The organism is Nocardioides sp. GY 10113 (assembly GCF_004919105.1).
Classification (GTDB): Bacteria; Actinomycetota; Actinomycetes; order Propionibacteriales; family Nocardioidaceae; genus Nocardioides.
The window spans coordinates 12,408-32,706 of the sequence record NZ_STGK01000014.1 but is presented as its reverse complement, the minus strand read 5'-3'; the positions used below and the strand labels follow the sequence as shown (position 1 = coordinate 32,706).

The 20,299-nt window shown below is 71.1% G+C and carries 15 protein-coding genes; 7 read left to right on the top strand and 8 right to left on the bottom strand.

The window, feature by feature from the left end; genetic code table 11:
* Positions 1-9: 9 nt before the first annotated feature.
* The 3 genes from E8D34_RS16100 to E8D34_RS16090 are packed head-to-tail and all read right to left on the bottom strand — an operon-like array spanning position 10 to position 3,162.
* The gene (locus E8D34_RS16100) at positions 10-1,560 is read right to left on the bottom strand and encodes a sugar transferase (RefSeq protein ID WP_206056763.1); all 1,551 of its coding nucleotides are present in this window, start codon (positions 1,558-1,560) and stop codon (positions 10-12) included.
* Positions 1,557-2,567 (bottom strand): LCP family protein, encoded by a 1,011-nt coding sequence (locus E8D34_RS16095; protein ID WP_136595675.1) that lies wholly within the window; start codon positions 2,565-2,567, stop codon positions 1,557-1,559. The genes E8D34_RS16100 and E8D34_RS16095 overlap by 4 nt, the downstream gene beginning before the upstream one ends.
* Positions 2,542-3,162, bottom strand: a complete 621-nt coding sequence (locus tag E8D34_RS16090; RefSeq protein ID WP_136595674.1) for an acyltransferase — start codon at positions 3,160-3,162, stop codon at positions 2,542-2,544. Before E8D34_RS16090 ends, E8D34_RS16095 begins: the two co-directional genes overlap by 26 nt.
* A 406-nt stretch (positions 3,163-3,568) precedes the next feature.
* Between E8D34_RS16090 and E8D34_RS16085 the strand changes: the two genes are divergently transcribed.
* From E8D34_RS16085 to E8D34_RS16070, 4 genes are all read left to right on the top strand, one after another.
* Positions 3,569-8,359 (top strand): DUF4082 domain-containing protein, encoded by a 4,791-nt coding sequence (locus tag E8D34_RS16085; RefSeq protein ID WP_240771405.1) that lies wholly within the window; start codon positions 3,569-3,571, stop codon positions 8,357-8,359.
* A gap of 141 nt (positions 8,360-8,500) precedes the next feature.
* Positions 8,501-9,577 (top strand): Gfo/Idh/MocA family oxidoreductase, encoded by a 1,077-nt coding sequence (locus E8D34_RS16080; protein ID WP_136595672.1) that lies wholly within the window; start codon positions 8,501-8,503, stop codon positions 9,575-9,577.
* A gap of 20 nt (positions 9,578-9,597) precedes the next feature.
* Positions 9,598-10,575 carry an NAD-dependent epimerase/dehydratase family protein gene (locus E8D34_RS16075; protein ID WP_240771404.1) on the top strand — a complete coding sequence of 326 codons (978 nt, stop codon included), beginning with the start codon at positions 9,598-9,600 and terminating at the stop codon, positions 10,573-10,575.
* 26 nt (positions 10,576-10,601) lie between these two features.
* On the top strand, positions 10,602-11,711 hold the full coding sequence (locus E8D34_RS16070) for a DegT/DnrJ/EryC1/StrS family aminotransferase (RefSeq protein ID WP_240771403.1): 1,110 nt from the start codon (positions 10,602-10,604) through the stop codon (positions 11,709-11,711).
* A gap of 258 nt (positions 11,712-11,969) precedes the next feature.
* On the opposite strand, the gene E8D34_RS16065 is transcribed toward E8D34_RS16070, so the two are convergent.
* The 3 genes from E8D34_RS16065 to E8D34_RS16055 all read right to left on the bottom strand — a co-directional run bounded on the left by E8D34_RS16065 (position 11,970) and on the right by E8D34_RS16055 (position 14,763).
* The gene (locus tag E8D34_RS16065; RefSeq protein ID WP_206056762.1) at positions 11,970-12,659 is read right to left on the bottom strand and encodes a PD40 domain-containing protein; all 690 of its coding nucleotides are present in this window, start codon (positions 12,657-12,659) and stop codon (positions 11,970-11,972) included.
* Between the two features lie 365 nt (positions 12,660-13,024).
* Positions 13,025-14,182: an MFS transporter gene (locus E8D34_RS16060; RefSeq protein ID WP_206056761.1), complete on the bottom strand. Its 1,158-nt coding sequence runs from the start codon at positions 14,180-14,182 to the stop codon at positions 13,025-13,027.
* Between the two features lie 101 nt (positions 14,183-14,283).
* A complete protein-coding gene (locus E8D34_RS16055) occupies positions 14,284-14,763 on the bottom strand; it encodes a hypothetical protein (protein ID WP_136595669.1) in 480 nt (159 codons plus the stop codon).
* A gap of 463 nt (positions 14,764-15,226) precedes the next feature.
* On the opposite strand from E8D34_RS16055, the gene E8D34_RS16050 reads away from it, so the two are divergent.
* Positions 15,227-15,970, top strand: coding sequence for a LuxR C-terminal-related transcriptional regulator (locus E8D34_RS16050; protein ID WP_168929477.1), 744 nt, complete (start codon positions 15,227-15,229; stop codon positions 15,968-15,970).
* On the opposite strand, the gene E8D34_RS16045 is transcribed toward E8D34_RS16050, so the two are convergent.
* Both E8D34_RS16045 and E8D34_RS16040 read right to left on the bottom strand, forming a co-directional pair.
* A complete protein-coding gene (locus tag E8D34_RS16045; RefSeq protein ID WP_240771401.1) occupies positions 15,967-16,668 on the bottom strand; it encodes a response regulator transcription factor in 702 nt (233 codons plus the stop codon). The genes E8D34_RS16050 and E8D34_RS16045 overlap by 4 nt on opposite strands.
* A complete protein-coding gene (locus tag E8D34_RS16040) occupies positions 16,665-18,149 on the bottom strand; it encodes a HAMP domain-containing sensor histidine kinase (RefSeq protein ID WP_168929476.1) in 1,485 nt (494 codons plus the stop codon). The genes E8D34_RS16045 and E8D34_RS16040 overlap by 4 nt, the downstream gene beginning before the upstream one ends.
* 722 nt (positions 18,150-18,871) lie before the next feature.
* On the opposite strand from E8D34_RS16040, the gene E8D34_RS16035 reads away from it, so the two are divergent.
* A complete protein-coding gene (locus tag E8D34_RS16035; protein ID WP_136595666.1) occupies positions 18,872-19,675 on the top strand; it encodes a siderophore-interacting protein in 804 nt (267 codons plus the stop codon).
* Positions 19,672-20,118, top strand: a complete 447-nt coding sequence (locus E8D34_RS16030; protein ID WP_136595665.1) for a DUF3817 domain-containing protein — start codon at positions 19,672-19,674, stop codon at positions 20,116-20,118. Before E8D34_RS16035 ends, E8D34_RS16030 begins: the two co-directional genes overlap by 4 nt.
* Positions 20,119-20,299: the final 181 nt, after the last annotated feature.

Genomic DNA, 20,299 nt, shown 5'->3' with positions numbered 1-20,299 from the left:
CGGAACCGGTCAGTACGCCCCGCGGTGGCCCAGGACGGCGCCGAACGTCCGCATCACGATCTGCAGGTCCAGCGCCAGGGACCAGTTGTCGACGTAGGCGAGGTCCAGGCGGACCGACTCGTCCCAGGAGAGGTCCGAGCGCCCGGAGACCTGCCACAGGCCGGTCAGTCCCGGCTTGACGGCGAGGCGACGGCGCGGGTCGTGGTCGTAGCGGGCCACCTCGTCCGGCAGCGCCGGGCGGGGGCCGACCAGGGCCATCTCGCCGCGGACCACGTTGACCAGCTGGGGCAGCTCGTCGAGGGAGTACTTGCGGAGGACCGCGCCGATCCGCGTGATCCGCGGGTCGTTGCGCATCTTGAACAGGACGCCGGCACCCTCGTTCTGGTCGCTCAGCGTCGCCTTCACGACCTCGGCCTCGGTCCGCATCGTGCGGAACTTCAGCATCGTGAACGTCCGGCCGTCCCGGCCGACGCGCTCCTGGCGGAACAGTGCGGGACCCGGTGAATCGCAGCGGATGGCAATGGCCACGACTAGCAGCGCCGGCCACAGAGCGAGCAGGGCGAGTCCCGCCACGGCCCTTTCGGTGGCCCCCTTGAAGGCCCGCATCGGACCACGTTCGGGGACCGTCCGGACGTGGAGCAGCCGCAGGCCACCCATCTTGGCGACGGCGGTGCGCGCAGGGTTAACGTCGAGGAGCCCCGTGCCGAGGAACAGGTGGGTGTTGCTGGCGGCGAGGGCCCACCCGAGGCGCTGCAGCTCGCGTGAGCTCACACAGGCTCCCGGCAACACCATCACGGCATTCGCACCGCTCTGCTGCGCGGTCTCGGCCACCGAGGAGAGGCCATCGCTGACGGGTAGGCCGCTGAACGGGTGCTTCGGCCCGCCCAGTGAGCAGATGGCGACCGGAACAATGGGCTGTCGGATCGCTTCGATCTCCGCGAGGACGTCGGCTACTTCCGCTTCCTGGCCGGCGATCAGCAGTCGAGTCGGCGCGGCCGGCGTCCTGCTGCCGGCGAGGGATCCAATGGCGGTCACGGCGGTCAGCGTGGCGGTCAGTGCGAGGAGCGCACGTTCGTGGACCGGAAGGGGTGTCAGGACTCCCACGATCCAGCAGCCGAGCCCGAAGAGACATCCCGCCTGGATCACTGCACGGACACGCACAAGGTGGGTGCCCGCCACATCGCGAAGGCGGTGGGTTCCGGTGATCGCGACGAGCGCGGGCCAGACCACGGCCAGGATCACCACCGCGGCTGGAGGGAGGTGCCCCATCATCCAGGCGATCACCACAAGGCCGAGGGCGATGGCGACGGTTTCCGGCAGCCACTGGGCGAAGCGTGTACCGCCGTATCCCAGCGCCCGGACTCTCGATGCTGCTGCGCTCGGTACGGCGGTGAGCGTCGGCGTCGTCAGCGTCGGGGTGGTCACCCTTGCTCCCCCCGGTGTGGTTCGGATGGCGATCGGTGCTTGCGGCACTACGGTTCTCCTCGCGCTGTTCTCCGGGCATGCCGCAATTTGGGCATCTGCCACAGGGGCCATCTGCGGGTTGGGCACGGCGGTCACTGGACGCTCCAAGGGGTCTCTGCGCCGGGGTGGTCGATCAACCAGGTATCTGCGCGGTCGGCGCGGACCGCGCGCCACAGCTCCGCCCCGCGACGGCGCGCCAGGTAGACCACGCGTCGGGCGCCCTCGTCACCAGAACCGGTGATGGGCGCCGTGACGAAGCGGATGTCGTTGGTGCGGAGGTTCCAGAGCGATGCTGCGAAGAACAGGAGCCGCAGGGAGGTCCAACGCTCGTCGACGGCGACGGAGGTCAGCAGCTGCCTGACGATGCGGACCAGCGATTTCGGTTGGCGGTGGAGCTCCTGCACCAGGGTCTGTTGCACCAGCTGCCGCAGGACGACCTGTTGACGCCGGACGTCCTTCAGCGCGTCCCCGGGTGACTGCACTCCCACGTAGCGGAGCGTCGCGTCGCCGTCGAGGGTCTGGCGGCCAGGCGGCCAGGCAGGCCCTGCCGACGCCTCGGAGGCCTCGGGGACCGTCACCTCGATCCCACCCAAGGCGTCGACGAGCGAGGCGATGCTGGGCCAGCCCACCACTGCGACGTGGTCGATGTGGACGTCGGTGAGGTCTTCCAGGGTGCGCACCAGAAGCGGCAGGCCGCCTCGGTCGTACGCCGTGTCCAACGCCGCGTGCCCGCGGCCGGGCACCCGGACCCAGCTCGCCGTGGGGATGGAGACTGCCTCGACCGATCTCCGGTCCGCGGCGAGGTGGAGGAGCGTCGTCGTGTCGAGGCCCGAGGCGTCGGTCCCGGGGAGGTCGGTGCCCACCAGCAGGATGTTCATCGCTGCACCCGCGCCCCCGTCGGCCCGTTGCGGCCGGTCGCCGAGGCCGACGAAGGCCGGCTCGCTGTGAAGGAGGGGCGGCAGTTGCTGGCGTCCCCAGACCAGGAACGTGGGCGTCCTGGACGCCGCCGCGACCGATACGAGGGCCGCGACCCCCAGGGCGGTCGATCGGCGACGGGTCGCGGAGGTCACGTCGGTCTCAGTCGCGGCGGGGGCGTAGACCATCGGTCGTCTCGTCGTACTCCCGCCCGCTTGAGGGGCTCCGCCACGTCCCGTCGCCGACCGCGACGAGGCGGCGTCCGTCCTCGCCCACCCAGCCGATCCGCCGGGCAGGGACACCGGCTACCAGCGCATGGTCGGGGACGTCCCGGGTGACCACGGATCCAGCCGCGACCATTGCCCAGCGGCCCACGACGACGGGGGCGATGCACACGGCCCTGGCGCCGATGCTGGCACCGGCGCGCACCACGACGCCCACGGCGTCCCAGTCGTCGGCACTCTTCAGCTCGCCGTCGGGTGTCACGGCCCGGGGGTGGAGATCGTTGGTGAAGACCGCGGCGGGGCCGACGAAGACGCCCTCCTCGAGCACGGCCGGCTCGTAGATCAACGCGTGGTTCTGCACCTTGCAGCGGTCGCCCATGGTCACGCCCGGACCGAGGTAGGCGCCGCGGCCTATGTTGCACTCGCTACCGACCCGCGCATCCTCACGGATCTGCGCGAGGTGCCAGATCCGGGTCCCCGCGCCGATGCGGGCGCTGGCGTCGACGTCGGCCGACGGCGCCACCGCGGCTGCGTCGCTGCTCGCTGCGTTCCGGGTCATCGCCCCTCCTAGTCGTCGGACCAGAGGAGGCTCGGCCCTCGGGAGCGTCGAGGCGTGTCGGGCGGGGACCGGTTACCCAGAAGTGGTCACGGTGATCAGGTGCGCGGTCGACGGGCAAGGGAAGGGGACTCCCCGAAATCGGGGAACGGTGCCGTTTTGGTCGGCCGCGCGCTCGGATAGGCGGGATTGTCTGGGCTTGGGTCGGGCCACCGGGGGCCGCTGGAGCGAGCCGGTTTGCCCGTCGCTCCTGGGCCCGCAACGAACTACCCCGGCAGACAGACAGGACGGCGTGGTGGCCCGAAACAGCAGACTCCGATCCAGGGTTTCGTCCGCGATCCGGCGGTTGCCTGCGCTCGTCGTGGCAGCGGCGCTCGGGGCCGGCGCGCTAACGACGCCCACCTCCGCTTTGGCGACTCCCGCGACCTCGGCGCCCCAGGCCTCGGCGCCCCAGGCCTCGGCGCCCCAGGCCTCGGCGACCCGGGCCTCGGCGACCCGGGCCTCGGCGACCCGGGCCTCGGCGACCCGGGCCTCGGCGACCCCGACCTCGGTTCTGGCGGCGGTGGACCCGTGCGCGCCGTCGAGCAACCCCGTCGTCTGCGAGAACAGCAAGTCGGGAACGGATCCCGCCGTCTGGGACGACTTCTGGGGCGCTGGCAGTGACACGATCCAGGGCTTCGCCACCGACATCAGTGTTGACGTGGGCCAGAAGATCGACTTCAAGGTCGACACCGACGCCTCGTCCTACGACATCGACATCTACCGGATCGGCTACTACGACGGGGACGGTGCGCGGCTGATCACCTCGATCGAGCCCAGCGCCCCGCTGCCGCAGCAGCAACCGCAGTGCGTCTCCGACGTCCAGACCGCCCTGTACGACTGCGGCAACTGGATGGTCTCCGCCTCGTGGACCGTCCCGACCGCGGCCGTCTCAGGCGTGTACATCGCCCACCTCAAGCGCCGGGATACCGGAGCGTCCAGCCACATCACGTTCGTGGTGCGCGACGACAGCAACACCTCCGACCTCGTGTTCCAGACCTCCGACCCCACGTGGCAGGCGTACAACGACTACGGCGGTGCCGACTTCTACACGGGTGGCGAGAACGGCCGGGCGTACAAGATCTCCTACAACCGGCCGGTGATCACCCGTGGTGGCCCCGGAGGGCGCGACTTCTTCTTTGCGAACGAGTACCCGACGATCCGCTTCCTGGAGCGGAACGGTTACGACGTCAGCTACATCGCCGGCGTAGACACCGACCGGCACGGCGCCCTGCTCCGGAACCACAAGACCTTCCTGTCGGTCGGCCACGACGAGTACTGGAGCGGCGCGCAGCGTGCCAACGTGGAAGCAGCCAGGGACGCCGGCGTCAATCTGATGTTCCTCTCCGGCAACGAGATCTACTGGCGCACCCGGTACGAGAAGGACCTCAACGGCACCGGCTACCGGACGCTGGTCTCGTACAAGGAGACCTGGGACAACGCCAAGATCGATCCCTCCGCCGAATGGACGGGCACCTGGCGCGACCCACGATTCGCGGCGGCGTCGGCGGGCGCCGGGCGGCCGGAGAACGAGCTGACCGGCACCGCCTACATGTCCAACGCCAGCGACCTGCCGGTGACCGTCAGCGCCGAGGAGGGGAAGCTGCGGCTCTGGCGGAACACAGGCCTCGGATCGCTGGCGCCGGGGACGACGGCGGCGCTCGCGCCGCACACCGTCGGCTACGAGTCGAACGAGGACCTCGACAACGGGCACCGCCCGGCCGGACTCGTCCGCCTCTCGACCACCACCGGTCCGACCTCGCAGTACCTACGGGACTACGGAAACACGGTCACCCCGGGGACGACGACCCACCACGTCACCATGTACCGCGCTCCCAGCGGGGCTCTGGTCTTCAGCGCGGGCTCCATCCAGTGGGCCTGGGGCCTCGACTCCGAGCACGACAGTCCGTACGCCGCCGAGCCGGCCGATCCCCGCATGCAGCAGGCGCAGGTCAACCTGCTGGCCGACATGGGGGCCCAGCCCGGAACCCTGGACCCCGCGCTGACGCCCGCCACCGCCTCCACGGACACGACGGGTCCGACGGTCGCCATCACAAGCCCTGCGGCCGGCGCGAACGTGGCCAACGGCGCGACGGTGACCGTCGCCGGGACCGCGTCCGACACGGGAGGGCGGGTCGCCGGAGTGGAGGTCTCGGGGGATGGCGGGGCGACCTGGCACCCGGCCAACGGAACCTCCTCGTGGTCGTACTCCTACCTCCAGCGCGGTCAGGGAAACGTGGCGATCATGGTGCGGGCGACCGACGACAGCGCCAACATCGGGGCGACGGCGAGCCGTGACGTCTCCGTGGCATGCCCGTGCAGTGTCTTCGGGGACGAGGTGCCGGAGACGCCGGCAGCGGACGATTCCGGCGCCGTCGAGCTCGGGATGAGGTTCAGCGCCACCCGTGACGGCTACATCAGCGGAGTCCGCTTCTACAAGGGGACCGGCAACGGCGGCACCCATGTCGGGTCGCTGTGGAGCGCCAGCGGCGCTCTCCTGGCCCGGGTCACCTTCGAGGCCGAGACCGCGACCGGATGGCAGAAGGCGACCTTCCCGACGGGGGTGGCGGTCTCCGCCGGAGAGACCTACGTCGTGTCGTACACGGCGCCGCAAGGTAGGTACGCCGTCCAGAAGAACGCCTTCTACGACGCGCCGCGCGTCTCCGAGCCGTTGCGGGTCGCAGGAGGCTACGGCGCGCAGCCGGCTGGGGTCTACGGGGCTACGGGGCAGTTCCCCGCCAGCGTTTACCAGAGCTCGAACTACTACGTCGATCCGGTCTTCGTGCTGGTCGACGACTCGCCGCTCCAGTTGAGTGGCCAGTGGCCGCTCCCCGGATCCTCCAGCGTCCCGATCGGAACGACCGTCCAGGCGACCTACTCCAAGCCCATCGTCGCGGGCTCGGCAGGGATCACCGTGACCGACGCCAACGGCCAGAGGGTGACCGGTAGCACCACCTACGACGCCACGTCCCGCACCCTCACCTTCACGCCGTCGGCCCCGCTCCCCGGCTTCGTGAAGTACCAGGTGGCGGTGGTCGGAACGGACCAGGTCGGCCACTCCGTCACGGGCGGCACCTGGAGCTTCACCACCGCGAAGCCCGCTGGCGCAGCCGGCGTCTGCCCGTGCACGCTCTTCGACGACGATGCCGTACCCGCTGTCCTGGAAGCCAACGACACGGATGCGGTCACGCTGGGCGTCCGGTTCGCGTCAAGCGCGAACGGCACCATCACGGGTGTCCGGTTCTACAAGGGAGCGGGCAACACGGGCGCGCACACGGGGGCCCTCTGGGCCATGGACGGCACCCAGCTGGCCGTCGGCACTTTCTCGGGCGAGTCCACCGCTGGGTGGCAGACCCTCACCTTCGCCACGCCGGTCCCGATCGCTCGCGACACCGAGTACATCGCTTCCTACCGGACCACGGTCGGCCGCTACTCGGTGACCCCGAGCGGGTTCCAGACGAACCTCTCCCGGGACCCGCTGCGCGTGGCCCCCGACTCGGGCGCCTACACGTACGGCACCGGGTTCCCCTCGGCGCGATCGTCGAGCAACTACATGGTCGACGTGGTCTTCGAGCGGTCCCCCGACCCCCTGACGATCGTCCGGCAGGATCCGGCGCCCGGCGCCACGGGTGTCGCGCGCGGCGCGACCATCGAGGTCGAGTTCTCGACGGCGGTCACCGGCGCGGCCAGCATGTCGGTCCGGTCGGGCGGCACGGTGATCGCCGGCAGCACGACTCAGTCCGGTGGCGGCACGGTGCTCACCTTCGTCCCCGCCGATGCCCTGCCGGCCGACGCCGACATCACCGTCGGGCTGTCGGGGGTGTCCTCCGCCGGAGGCGCCACGCTTCCTGACCAGTCCTGGATGTTCCACACCCGATCGAACGAGGACCCGGAGACCCTCTTCACCGGCCAGTTGCCGGCCACGGCGGCCGCGAACGACGGTGCCCCGGTCGAACTGGGCACGGTGATCGTGCCTGCCGTGGACGGCCGGATCACCGGCGTCCGCTTCTACAAGGGGGCCGGCAACGACGGTATCCACACCGGCTCGCTGTGGAGCGCCTCCGGCCAGCGGCTCGCGACGGTGACCTTCCAGGGCGAGAGCGCCACGGGTTGGCAGACCGCCCTGTTCTCGACGCCGGTCGACGTCACGGCCGGGACCACGTACATCGCGTCCTACTACGCGCCGCAGGGCCACTACGCCTTCACGTCAGGCTTCTTCGCCCAGCCGCTGGTGAGCGGGAACCTGACCGCTCCCGCCAGCAACAACGGCCGCTACCTCTACGCCGCCGGCGGCGGCTTTCCCGCATACTCCTACAACTCGGCCAGCTACTTCGTCGATGCCCTCTTCGTCTCCGGCGCCACTCCGCCGGCACCGACCCCGACGATCTCGCTGGCCTCGACCACGCCGGCCAGCGGAGCGGTGGACGTCCCCACCTCGACGACTCCCAGCGCGCGGTTCTCGACGCCGATCCGCACCACGGGCTGGGCGATGACCCTCAGCCAGGGCACCAGCGCCGTGGCCGGAGCCGCGGCGCTGTCGACTGACGGCACCACCCTGACGTTCACGCCGAGCGCGGCGCTGGCGTCTGGCGCCACCTACACGGTGACGTTGACGGGGGTCACGTCGACCGATGGAGCCACGCTGGGGACGAGCACCTGGACCTTCACGACCACGCCTCCGACGACGCACACGATGTTCGGCAGCACGACACCCGCCACGACGTCGCTCTCGACGTTGGCGACCGAGGTCGCGACGCTCTTCCGGCCGTCGGTCGACGGCCGGGTCACCGCGATCCGCTTCTACAAGGCGACCGCCAACACGGGTACGCACACCGGGTCGATCTGGACGACCGGCGGTCAGCGTCTCGGCACCGTCACCTTCACCGGCGAGACCGCGTCGGGCTGGCAGACCGCCACACTCTCCACCCCGGTGGCGGTGACGGCAGGCAGCACCTACCTGGTCTCCTACTACGCCCCTCGAGGGCGCTACTCCACGACCTCGGGTTTCTTCAACACAGCCTTCACCGCGGGTCCCCTGACCGCGCCGGCGCACACGATCGCCAGCCCCAACGGTCGTTACCGGCTCTTCAGCTCGGGCTTGCCGAACCTGTCCGGCTCGGGCACCAACTACTTCGTCGACGTCGTCCTGACCGTCCCCTGAGCGAGCCCGTCCTCGGGCCGAGGTCCACAGGACCTTGGCCCCTCGCTCGGTCCCCAAGTTGTGGTAACCCGGGCCCGTGCCCCAGCGGCCGGGCGGGTGGCCGGATCGAATGGTGGAACCAACCGGAAAGGGAGCAGCGCAATGACGAGGAAGCGAGCGCTCGGCGTAGCCGTGGTCGGCGCGGGCTACTGGGGGCCCAACCTGATCCGCAACTTCGCCAGCAGCGGCGACTGGGCACTCCGTGCGGTGTGCGACCTGGACCTGGACCGGGCGAGGGCCGCGGTGGCCGGACGCGGCGAGGTGGCGGTGGTCACCGACCTCGAGGAGGTGCTGTCCCGGACGGACGTCGACGCGGTTGCGATCGCGACCCCGGCCCGAACCCACCGAGCGATCGCCGAACGTGCGCTCGCGGCCGGCAAGCACGTCCTTGTGGAGAAGCCGTTGGCCGACACGCCCGCGGCGGGCGCGGCGATGGTCCGCCTCGCCGCCGAGCGCGGCCTGGTCTTGATGGCCGACCACACCTACTGCTACACCCCAGCGGTCCTCAAGATTCGCGAGCTCGTCGCCTCCGGCGCGCTGGGGAAGGTGCTGTTCGTGGACTCGGTCCGGATCAACCTCGGGCTCGTGCAGCCGGACGTCGACGTCTTCTGGGACCTCGCCCCCCACGATCTCTCCATCCTCGACTTCGTGCTGCCCGGCGGCCTGCGGCCGGAGGGCGTCGCCGCCCAAGGGGCGGACCCGATCGGTGCTGGCAAGGACTGCGTCGGCTACCTCAGCCTCCCGCTGGGAGACGGCGTGATGGCCCACGTCCACGTGAACTGGCTGAGCCCGACCAAGATCCGCCAGATGGTCATTGGTGGCTCCGAGCGGACTCTGGTCTGGGACGACCTCAACCCGCAGCAACGTCTCAGCGTCTACGACCGCGGGGTAGACCTCACGCAGCAGGCGGTCGACAGCATCGACCGCGCGGGTGCGACGGTCTCCTACAGGCTGGGCGATACCTGGGCCCCTGCCTTACCCGAGCGGGAGGCGCTGGCGTCGATGGTCGCCGAGTTCGCGGGGAGCATCCGGGAGCGCCGCGCCCCACTCACCGACGGGGAGGCGGGTCTGCGCGTCCTTGGCGTACTGCGCGCCTGTGACCGGAGTCGTGCCGCAGGGGGAACCCTCGTATCCGTCGCGGCCCCGGACCCAGCCCCGCTCGAGGAGGTCGGCGCATGAGTGCCCTCCAAGGTGCCCGCGTGCTGGTGACCGGCGGAGCCGGCACCATCGGATCGACGCTGGTCGACCAGTTGGTCGACGCTGGCGCCTCGGACGTCGTCGTCCTCGACAACCTGGTCCGTGGGCGGCTGGCGAATCTGGATGCCGCCCGCGCCACGGGGAAGGTCAGGCTCGTCGAGGGCGACGTCGTCGACCGCGACCTGGTGCACGACCTGACCCGCGGTCGGGACCTCGTCTACCACCAGGCCGCGATCCGGATCACCCAGTGCGCGGAAGAACCCCGGCTGGCCCTCGAGGTGCTGGTCGACGGTACATTCAACGTCGTCGAGGCGGCGGCGGCCGCGGGCGTCGACAAGATCGTCGCGGCCTCTTCCGCGTCCGTCTATGGGATGGCAGAGGTGTTCCCGACCACGGAACGTCACCACCACCACAACAATGACACCTTCTACGGTGCGGCGAAGTCTTTCAACGAGGGGATGCTGCGCAGCTTCCGCGCGATGAGCGGCCTCGACTACGTCGCGCTTCGCTACTTCAATGTGTACGGGCCGCGGATGGACGTCCACGGTCTCTACACCGAAGTGCTGGTGCGCTGGATGGAGCGGATCGCCGACGGTCAGCCGCCGCTGATCTTCGGCGACGGTGCCCAGACGATGGACTTCGTCCACACCCGGGACATCGCGCGCGCGAACGTGCTCGCGGCGCTCGCCCCCGTGCGCGAGGGTGTCTACAACATCGCGAGCGGGGCGGAGACCAGCCTGGCCGAGCTGGCTTCGGCCCTGCTGCGGGCGATGGACTCCGACCTCTCCGTCGAGCACGGCCCCGAGCGTGCGGTCAACGGCGTGGTCAGACGACTTGCCGATGTCGAGGCCGCGCGCCGCGACCTCGGGTTCACCGCGGAGATCGGGCTCGAGGAAGGCCTTCGCGAGTTGGTGGACTGGTGGCGGCCGCTGCGCGCGGAGATCGCAGAAGGACGTCGGCTAGCGGGAGTGGTCTCGTGAAACGCATCAACGTGATGCAGCCGTGGTTGGGCGAGGACGAGATCGCCGCGGTCACCGACGTGCTCCGGTCCGGCTGGGTGGCGCAGGGGCCGAGGGTCGCGGAGTTCGAACGCCGCTTCGCCGACATGCAGGACGCTCATCACGCGGTGGCGACGTCAAGTTGTACGTCGGCGCTGCACCTGGCCCTCGTCGTGGCGGGGGTCCGCCCTGGGTCTCACGTGGTGGTCCCGTCCTACTCGTTCATCGCGACGAGCAACGCCCCCACGTACGTAGGCGCCTCGCCGATCTTCGCCGACGTCGACCCCGTCACGGGGAATATCACCGCCGAGACCATCGCTGCGGCGCTCACGCCCGAGACGACGGCCGTGATCGCGGTGGACCAAGGTGGGGTGCCGGTCGACCTGGACCCCATCAAGGCGCTCTGCGAGCCGATGGCCATCACGGTGATCGAGGACGCCGCCTGTGCCGCCGGGTCCGTCTACCGCGGCCGCCCGGTCGGAGCGGGCGCCGAGGTGGCCGCATGGTCGTTCCACCCTCGCAAGATCCTCACCACCGGCGAGGGCGGCATGCTGACCTCGACCAACGCCGCCTGGGCTCTGCGTGCTCGGCGGTTGCGGGAGCATGCGATGTCGGCGTCCGCGGCGTCGCGCCACGCGGAGGTACTCTCGGGGCCCGAGGAGTATGCGGAGGTGGGTTTCAACTATCGGATGACCGACCTCCAGGCAGCCGTCGGTCTGGTCCAGATCGAACGCCTTGGCGAGGTGGTGCGACGTCGCCGCGAGCTGGCCGCCGCCTATTCCAAGGAGATCGCGGAGATCGATGGTCTCCGGGCTGTCGAGGATCCCTCGTACGGAACCACCAACTACCAGTCGTACTGGGTGGAGGTGCGCGAGGACTACCCGGTGAGCAGGGACGGGCTGCTCGGCGCGCTGGCGAGGGCAGGGGTCTCCGCTCGTCGGGGGATCATGGCGGCACACCTCGAGCCCGCGTACGCCGATCACCGCGGCGTGGTAGTCCCGTTGCCGGCCACCGAACGCTTGACCCGCAACACGCTCATCCTCCCGCTCTACCACCAGTTGCTCGCCTCCGAGCAACAGCGGGTGATCGACGTTCTCCGAGACCCGGCGCCGAGTTGATGACGGGCCCGCTCCTTGTCGCCGGCGGCTGACTCGCTCGGGAGATCCTCGCCGCAGGCGACAGGTGGGCCTTTCCGGCGACTACCTCGGCGTTGCCGAATCGGTGCGGGAGCGGGTCGAGATCGGTGGCGAGTCGGTTCTGGTGTTGGGTACCGCGCTGCTGAACGATCTCCCGGCCGTCGAGCTCTGGGGCGGTGTGCCGGCACGGCCGCTGGGGGGACCGCGGGAACTGACCGAGTGGCTGGCTGTCTTGACGCTTCAGCGCACGACCGCTGGCGACCAGGCCTGCTCGATCAGCAGCTGCGGCGTCGCGTCGGCAGTGGTGTCGAGCGACCAGACGTCGGTGACCCCCGCCTCGTCGTCGCGCGGCAGGCCGTAGAGGATCGTGTCGTCGTCGAGCCACTCCGCCTGGTCGTCGACGTTGGCGGTCTCGCCCTTGAGCACGGTCTCCTCGTCGGTGGCCAGGTCCAGGACCGCGAAGGACCAGTGGGTTCCGGACGCCGTGTCGCCGACCTTGTACGCGATGCGGGCGCCGTCCGGGGACACCGATGGGCACTCCGCGTTCTGGCGCAGTGAGGTGAGCGTCCGCGCCTCGAGGTCGCCCCGGACCAGCCAGGTGTGGTCGCCGGTAGCGACGGTGGCATAGAAGGCGTTGTCGTCGGCGAAGGTGACGCCCCAGATGTTCCGGTCCCGGGGATGCACTTCCTTGCCGTCCAGGATCAGGGTGAACCTCTCCAGGTTGCCGTACCCCCCGCCGCCGACCTTGCGGATCTCGGTCGCTGTCGAGAAGCCCTCCTGCATGTAGGAGTGGCCCGCCACGAAGGTGGTCGTTGCGATCAGCGATCCGTCCGGCGAGATCCGGGTGCGGCTCGGCATCCCGGGCAGTGCGACCGAGCTCGACTCGTTCAGGTCGGCGTCCAGTTCGACCAGGCGGTAGCGGGTGACCACGCCGCGCAGCGTGCGCAGGCACGACACCGTGTCGGGAACGACATAGGCACGGTCGCATGCGACGTCGCTGATCTTTCGCGCGCCACCGGGGTCGGCGAGGGGAACCGAGGCGAGCAGCCCGTAACTGTTGTCGACCCCGGTGTGCCGGAAGTAGATGCGCGGAGCGTCAGGGTCCGCGGACCCTGACGCGACTGCCACGTCCGGAGGTGCGGAGTGCCGCTCGTCGAACCGGTGGGCCGCTTGGGCTACGACGCCGATGGAGACGAGAGCAACCGTGACCGCGATTCCGACGAACACGGCCACGCGGTGGTCGTTGAGCCATCGGCGTGGGCCGTCCTGGTTGCTGCCTACCGCTCGGTCCCGGTTCACCGGCCAACTCTGGCACGGTCGACGCCGGTCATGGCGAGGAATGCGCCGGGAATGATGAGGGCCAGCAAGGTCGCGACGACCAGAATCGCGGTCGCCGGACCGAGCACAGCCCAGGCGAGCCCGAACCCGAACGCCGCGAACATCCGCGTGACGGCGACGACGCTCTGCGCAGCCGCGATGCCGGTCGCCTGCGCCTCCGGCGGGGCGACGGTGCCGGCGACAGCGGCCAGCACGCCGTCGGTGGCAGCGTAGAAAAGCCCGAGGAACCCGAGGACGAGCAGCGTGGCGGCAGCGGCCCCGAGCGGCGCTACGGTTGCCAGGTACGCCGCCATCAGCGCCGTGTGGCCCAGCGCCATCGTCCGTGCCCGGCCGTACCGATCGGCGAGCCTGCCGACAGGGATGGCGAGCGCCAGGTAGGCGGCGCTGGTGCCGACGTAGAGCAGAGGGAACCAGTGCAGGGCGAACCCGCCGCTGTCGAGCAGGGCGAGGTATACGAATCCATCGCCGACGGTCAGGAGACCCAGCGCGCCGGCCGTGACGAGCACGCGAGGCATGCCCGGGGCGAGCAGGCTGCGCCACCTAAAGCCGGACCCGGCGGGTGACTCCGCCGCGCCGGCTCTAGCCGAGCCGTCCGTCGGGTCCTCGACGAAGAGACCGAGCAGAGCAAGCCCCACGATGGCGAACGCGAGCGACACCACCATGACGGTCCGGTACCCGTCGGGGATCCACCACAGGATCGCGAACGCCAGGAGAGGGCCGATCACAGCGCCCGTCGTGTCGAGGGTGCGATGGACGCCGAAGGCGTAGCCGGTCTGGGACGGCGGACTGGCGGCGACGATCAAGGCGTCGCGGGGCGCGGTGCGGATGCCCTTGCCGACCCTGTCCGCGGTGATGACCGCCGCAATGGCACCGAGGCCCCCGGCGGCCAGGAAGCCGACCCGCGCGAGAGCGCTGACCCCGTAGCCGAGGAAGGCGACCCACTTGGGATGGCCCGAGCGGTCCGAGAGCCAGCCGCCGCCGATGCGCGCCAGCACGCTGACACCCTGGTAGAGGCCCTCGACCACGCCGTACGCCGCGGTGGAGAGACCGAGGCCGACGGTGAGGAAGAGGGGGAGCACCGCGGCGACGGACTCCGACGAGATGTCGGTCAGCATGCTGACCACGCCGAGCGTGACCACCACGGGGGCGACGCGTCGCTTCGCGTCGGGCGCGCTGCCGGGCGAGGACCCAGGTCGGTCCCGGACGGAGACGTACATCAGGCCGCCCTGGCGGTCAGGGTGGCGAACACCGTGTAGTGCTCGGCCTCGGGACCGGCGGTGACCACAACGCTGCTCTCCTTCCACGCGAATCCGGCCGACTCGGCGCCGGGCACGCTTGCCGAGGGCACCTCGTGGAAGCGATACCGGCCGAGGTGCTCCCGGTAGAAGGCCAGCACCTTGTTCGCGCCGGCGCCGGTGGCCACCAGGCTGACCTGGACCCGGGTGCCCTCGCTGCTGAGGCTGCTGGAGATCACCTGGGTGCCGGGGACGCGGGGGAGGATCTGGTGCGGGAATGAGCCCACCAACCTCCCGTAGCTGGCACCGTCCGCGGGAACCCGGGCCAGGACCGGTTCGGGGGCGTTCCGCTCCTGTTCGGCCACCACCTCGCCGGGCTTGCCGGTCGGCTCCGCCGACGGCGCGGGCTCGATGCCTGCGTTGCCGGTCGCGGTGCCGTCAGCCGCCCCACCGCTACCCAAGCCGTCCGCGTCGGTCGCCAGGGGAACCGGTGCGGACCCCTGGGCCGAGCTGGGGGTGTCGCTCGCCCCGACGGAGCTCTCCGTACCGTGCGCCGACCCGGGCTGCGCAGGTGGCGCACTCGCACTGCTGTCGTTGGGGCCACCCACTGCGGCGAGAACGGCTATCGCCGCCACCAGCAGCCCGGTCGCCAGAAGCGGCCCACCTCGCATGCCCCCTCCTCGCCGTCTGTGCCCTCTCGAGCCACGCTCCCCGCCGCTACGAACCTAGGAACGGGGGGCTCGAGTACCGGGTCGACTGGGTTGCAGTTACCCAATCGGGGTGACGAGGCGCGCGGCCGTATGCGGTGGGGTTCGTATAACGCGCTGGGCGTTGGCCGCGCGGGGCAGCGCTGACCGGTCGGCACCCATGGGGGGAGGCGCGTGCCGCCTCCCCTCCGAGCAGGCGTCGACGGAAGGAGGGCCGATGCCGGATCTGGCCGGACATCCGCCGCCCTCCAGCGGGCAGGGTGGGGCGACTTCGCTGGAGGTCGTCGTCGTCTCCGATCAGGCACTGATCGCCGAGGCCGTGGCCGCCGCACTGCGCGCCACTGGGCTTGAGGCCAACGCCGAGGGGTGGGCTGCGGTCCTTCCCGCGGGGACGGTCCAGGGTCGGCAACTGCTGCCGGTCGGGATCGCCTTGATCGAGAGCGACCACACCGACATGCTCACCTCGATCCGCGAGCTGGTGGAGAGGGGCGGGGTGACGCGCTGGATCGTGCTCACCGCCGTGCCGCCCGGCCCGCTCTGGGGTGCGGCGCTCGAGGCCGGCGCCACGCTGGTGATGCCCCGATCCAGCTCGCTCGACCAGGTGGTGGCGGCCGCGCGGGGCGTCGCCAGCGGGGGTCGGCTTCGGGAGGTCGAGGACGCCGGACTTCGAAGTGCGTGGGAGCGCGCCCGCGGAGAGCGGGAGCAACTGCTTGAGGCGTTCGCCAGCCTCACCCGCAGCGAGCGTGAGGTCCTTGACCAGCTCTACGCCGGCCGCACCGTGCAGGAGATCGCCGACTCGCGCGATGTCGCGGTGGTCACCGTCCGCCACCAGGTGCGGTCGGTGCTGCGCAAGCTCGGGGTCTCGTCCCAACTGGCGGCCGTCGCGCGCTATGCCCGCCTCCGGGAGGGCGGACCCGGCGCTTCCGGCACCGCAGGCGGAACCGGAACTGGGTCGTCCTAGGAGACCGCGCCGTTGGGGGACGGCGGGGCCCACCCGACCTGTCGGGCCAGGCCGACCGCCGCGAGCTGCGAGGTCACCTCCAGCTTCGCCAGGATCGCCTTGACCTGGGTCCGCACCGTCGCCTCGGAGACCACGCTGGACCGGGCGATCTCCCGCACCGGGTGGCCGGCGATCAGCTGGCCGAGCACCTCCCGCTCGCGCGGGGTGAGACGCTCCAGCCGCTCGCGCAGCTCGTGCTCCTGCTGCCGCTGCTCGGACCAGAGGCTGATCAGCTCCTCGCGCTCGGAGGCGTCCATCACCGGCAGCCCCTGGCAGATCTTGCGGACCACCGACAGGATCTCGTTGAGCGGCTGGGTCTTGGGGATGGCCTTGCGGGCGCCCTGGCGCACGCAGTCGCCCCACCGCGAGCGGTCCGTCGAGGCGGTCAGCACGACGACGTTGGCCCCGGTGCGCGCGATCGGGTTGATCAGGCGCGCGCCGTCGCCGAGGTCGCCGAGATCCAGGTCCAGCAGAACCACGCGAGGCTGGTAGCGGGTGACGCCGGCGAGGAGCTGGCTCGGGGTCATGTTGGCCGCCGGCACCCGCCGGACGTCGTACCCCTCCATGTTGAGGCTCAGCTCGAGGGACTCAGCGAAGAGGACGTGGTCGTCGACGATCAGCACCCGCGGGCGACGGTTGGTGCCGTTGTTGCCGATCACGAGGCCTCCTCGAAGGTGCCGGCCTGGTGCAGTGCCAGTTCCGGAAGGTCGGTGAGCTGGTCGAGCTCGCCCCGCGTGCCCCGGCTCGCGCGGCCGTTGGTGCCGCGGACCCGGTCAGGCCCCGTGTCGGAGCCACCCAGCAGGCGCACCACGAAGGTCGCGCCCACCTCGGCCGGCGCCACCTCGAGGGAGCCACCGCAGCGCTCCACCCGGGTGCGGGCCACGTTCAGGCCGATGCCCTGGCCCTTCGAGGACGGGCCGCGCTCGCCCCAGGTGAAGGAGCGCTCGCCGATCTCGGGGGCGATGCCCGGGCCGTCGTCGGAGACGACGACCTCGGTCGACCCGGCCACCTCGCGGGCGAGCACGGTGGTGGTCGCCCCGGGCGCGTGCTTGCGGGAGTTGTCGAGCAGGATGTTGAGCGCCTCGGTGATGGCGTCGGCGTCCCCGGTCGCGGAGACACCTGACGGCTTCCACCGGATCTCGCGCCCCAGGGCCTGCTGCGCCGAGACCAGCGGGCGGATCAGGGTGTCCAGATCGACCGCAGTGGCTGTGCGGCCGCCCTGATCGGCGCTGTCGGAGCCGTCGAGGGTGCCGTCCGGCGCGCCTGGTGCCGCGCCCTCGTCCGCCGTGCCCGCCAGGATCCGCGCCAGTCGCGCGGACTCCCGGTCCAGCATCTCCTCGAGGCGGGACCGGTACTGCTCGGACAGGTCGTCGCTGCTGCGGATCAGGTTGGACGCGCAGGCGATGCCGGCGACCGTGTTGGTGATCTCGTGCAGGCGGGAGCGCTGGTCCATCTGGTCCTCCTCGAGCCGGGCGAGCTGGCTGCCCAGCGACTCGAGCCACTCCTCGTGGCGCTGGATCTCCAGGCGCAGGCCGGCGAGGCTGCCGCAGACGACGAGGATGCCGCCGAGGTTCGTCAGCACCAGGGCGGTCGCGGTGGCGCCGGGGACGTCGACCAGGCCGGCCACCCGGCCCGTCGCGAGTGCCACGAAGCCGACGCCGATCCGGTGCGTCACCCAGGGGTGCACCGGCGAGGTGCTGCGCACCAGGGTGGCCGCCGAGAACGTCCACAGCGCGATCGTCAGAGCGCCGATCCCCACTGCCGGAAGCCACTCGGGCGGGGCGGGGGAGGTCGTGTCGATCAGCGAGTGCAGGAAGGCGACGGTCAGCCCGATCAGCGTGCCGGTGGCGAGCGGGTCCACCCGGCAGGTCCGGCTACGACTCAGGTACGCCGCCACGGCCACCGCGATCGCGATGTCGAGGTTGAGCATGAGGGTCCAGACGGGCTGAAGAATCTCCCCGGAACCGCTCAGCTGGATCATGGCCACGCCGATCGACTCGGTGCCGTAGATCGCCATGCCGAGCGAGGTCCATGCGAGGACCTGGAGCCGGCTGACCCGGTACTGGAAGTAGACGACGACCGCGGAGGCCGCGCACAGCGACGCCACCACGACCTGGGCGACCGTCGTCGCCTGGTTCACGGCCAGTGCGTCTGGTGCGGTGAGTTGGAAAAATAGCTGTGGTGCTGCTGTCACCAGGAGTACCAGCGCGGTCGCCGGCCAGCCCCAGATGCCAGGTGGCAATGGGTTGCGCATATGACATCCCTTTTCCTGGACGGCGAACCGTCCAGGCGTCCCCGTTTGTGTGATCCCGTGTCCCCGAGTCCACGTCCCCTACGCCGCGGGCGACCCCGTGGGGTCAACCGCAACTGCAGACGGCCTGTGTGCCGCCCTCGTTCCCAGCAACCTGCGCGCGACAGTCCCTTGTCCCGTTGCGGCGAGTCGAGCGAAACCGACCCATCCGTCGAGGCTTCCCGAGTGCCTCGCTGGCGAACCTAGGGTCCCGTTTCACCGCGTCTCCACCGCGACCGCGACGCTATACCAGATATTGAGGACGGGGGAAGAGATGGACACGGTCGGTCTTAGTAAAGACTCGCGACGGGGCCTTGCTGGGGGCGTGCGCTGGTCGCCGGGGCGTCCGCCGACGGGGTGGCGGCAGACGCACAGATCGAGGTGTCGTACCACGTCACAGGGGGGCGTGTGACGCCGTCGGCACCTGGACCCGTCCCGGCGACCAGGGGGGCTCGCGCCCAGGAACCACCTTCTGGTCTGGGCAGGGTGCTGACATCGCCAAACTGTGGGAAGTCGAGGGCGCCCGGTGACGGTTGGGAGGTGGTGGGTGCGCGCGGCTAGGGTCCACGCCTGTGAGCAAGCCGCTGACCGAGCTGACCGTGGTCGCCACCGAGCGACTGACCCCCTCCATGGTGAGGCTGCGGTTCCGTGCTGACGACCTGTCAGCCTTCGCGGGGAGCGCCCACACCGACCGGTACGTGAAGCTGGTCTTCGGCGACCCGGCCGAGCTCGCCGCCGGTGGGCGCCCCGTGATGCGCACCTACACCGCCCTGGAGCCGGACGTCGAGGCCGGCACGCTCTCCATCGACTTCGTGGTGCACGGCGACGAGGGCGTGGCCGGCCCGTGGGCGGCGGCCGCGCAGCCCGGCGACACGATCACCGTCCGCGGCCCCGGCGGCGCCTACGCGCCCGACCCCGACGCCGACTGGCACCTGCTCGCCGGCGACGAGGCCGCGCTCCCGGCGATCCGTCAGGCGCTGACCGCGCTGCCCGCGGAGGCGGTCGGACACGTCGTGATCGAGGTGGCCGACGCCGACCACGAGCAGCCGCTGCACGCCCCTGCGGGGATCGGCGTGACCTGGCTGCACCGCTCGGCCGGCGGCGGTCGGGCCGCACTGGTCGACGCGGTGCGGTCGCTGGAGTGGCTGCCGGGCCGCGTGCACGCCTTCGTGCACGGCGAGGCGCAGGCAGTGATGCACGGCATCCGCCCCTACCTGCTGACCGAGCGCGGCGTGCCGCGGGCCGACGCCTCGGTGTCGGGCTACTGGCGCGTCGGGCGCACCGAGGAGTCGTTCCGGCAGTGGAAGGCCGACCTCGCGGCTGCCGAGAGCGCGAACGAGCCCACCGACACGAGCGCCGAGGAGGCCTCCCGATGACCCCCACCCGCCTGTTCCGTCGTGTCGCGATCGCCGAGGTGGTCACCTGGGCACTGCTGCTGTTCGGCATGTACCTCAAGTACGGCAGCGAGACCACCGAGCTGGGCGTGCGGGTCTTCGGCATGCTGCACGGCGTGGTCTTCGTGGCCTACGTCGTGACGACCGTGCTGGTCGCGGTCGACCAGCGCTGGCGCCCGGGTCGAGCGCTGCTCGCGCTGGCCGCGGCCGTGCCGCCCTTCGCCACGCTGCCGCTGGAGTGGCGGGCCGTCAAGCGCGGCTGGCTGGCCGACACCTGGCGCCTGCGCGCCGACGCCCCGACGGGGCTGCTGGAGCGCTCCGCGGCGTGGGTCCTGCGCCGGCCGCTGCGCGGTGCCGTGGTCGGTGCCCTTGCCGTCGCCGCGCTGACCGGCGCCGCCCTGCTGGTGGGGCCGCCGACCGCCTGACCTCCGCCCGGGGCCCTGGTCCCGGCTTGCCTGGCCCGAACGGGCCAGATCGCCCCCCTCTTCTGGATCATCCCAGGTCAGAGGGGGGTTTCGCGTAGCGCAACTGCACCGCTGGCGTTCCGGTGCCGTTCATCCGGTGCACCCCGTCCGGTCGCGCATCGCCTCCAGTGTTGCCCCGCCG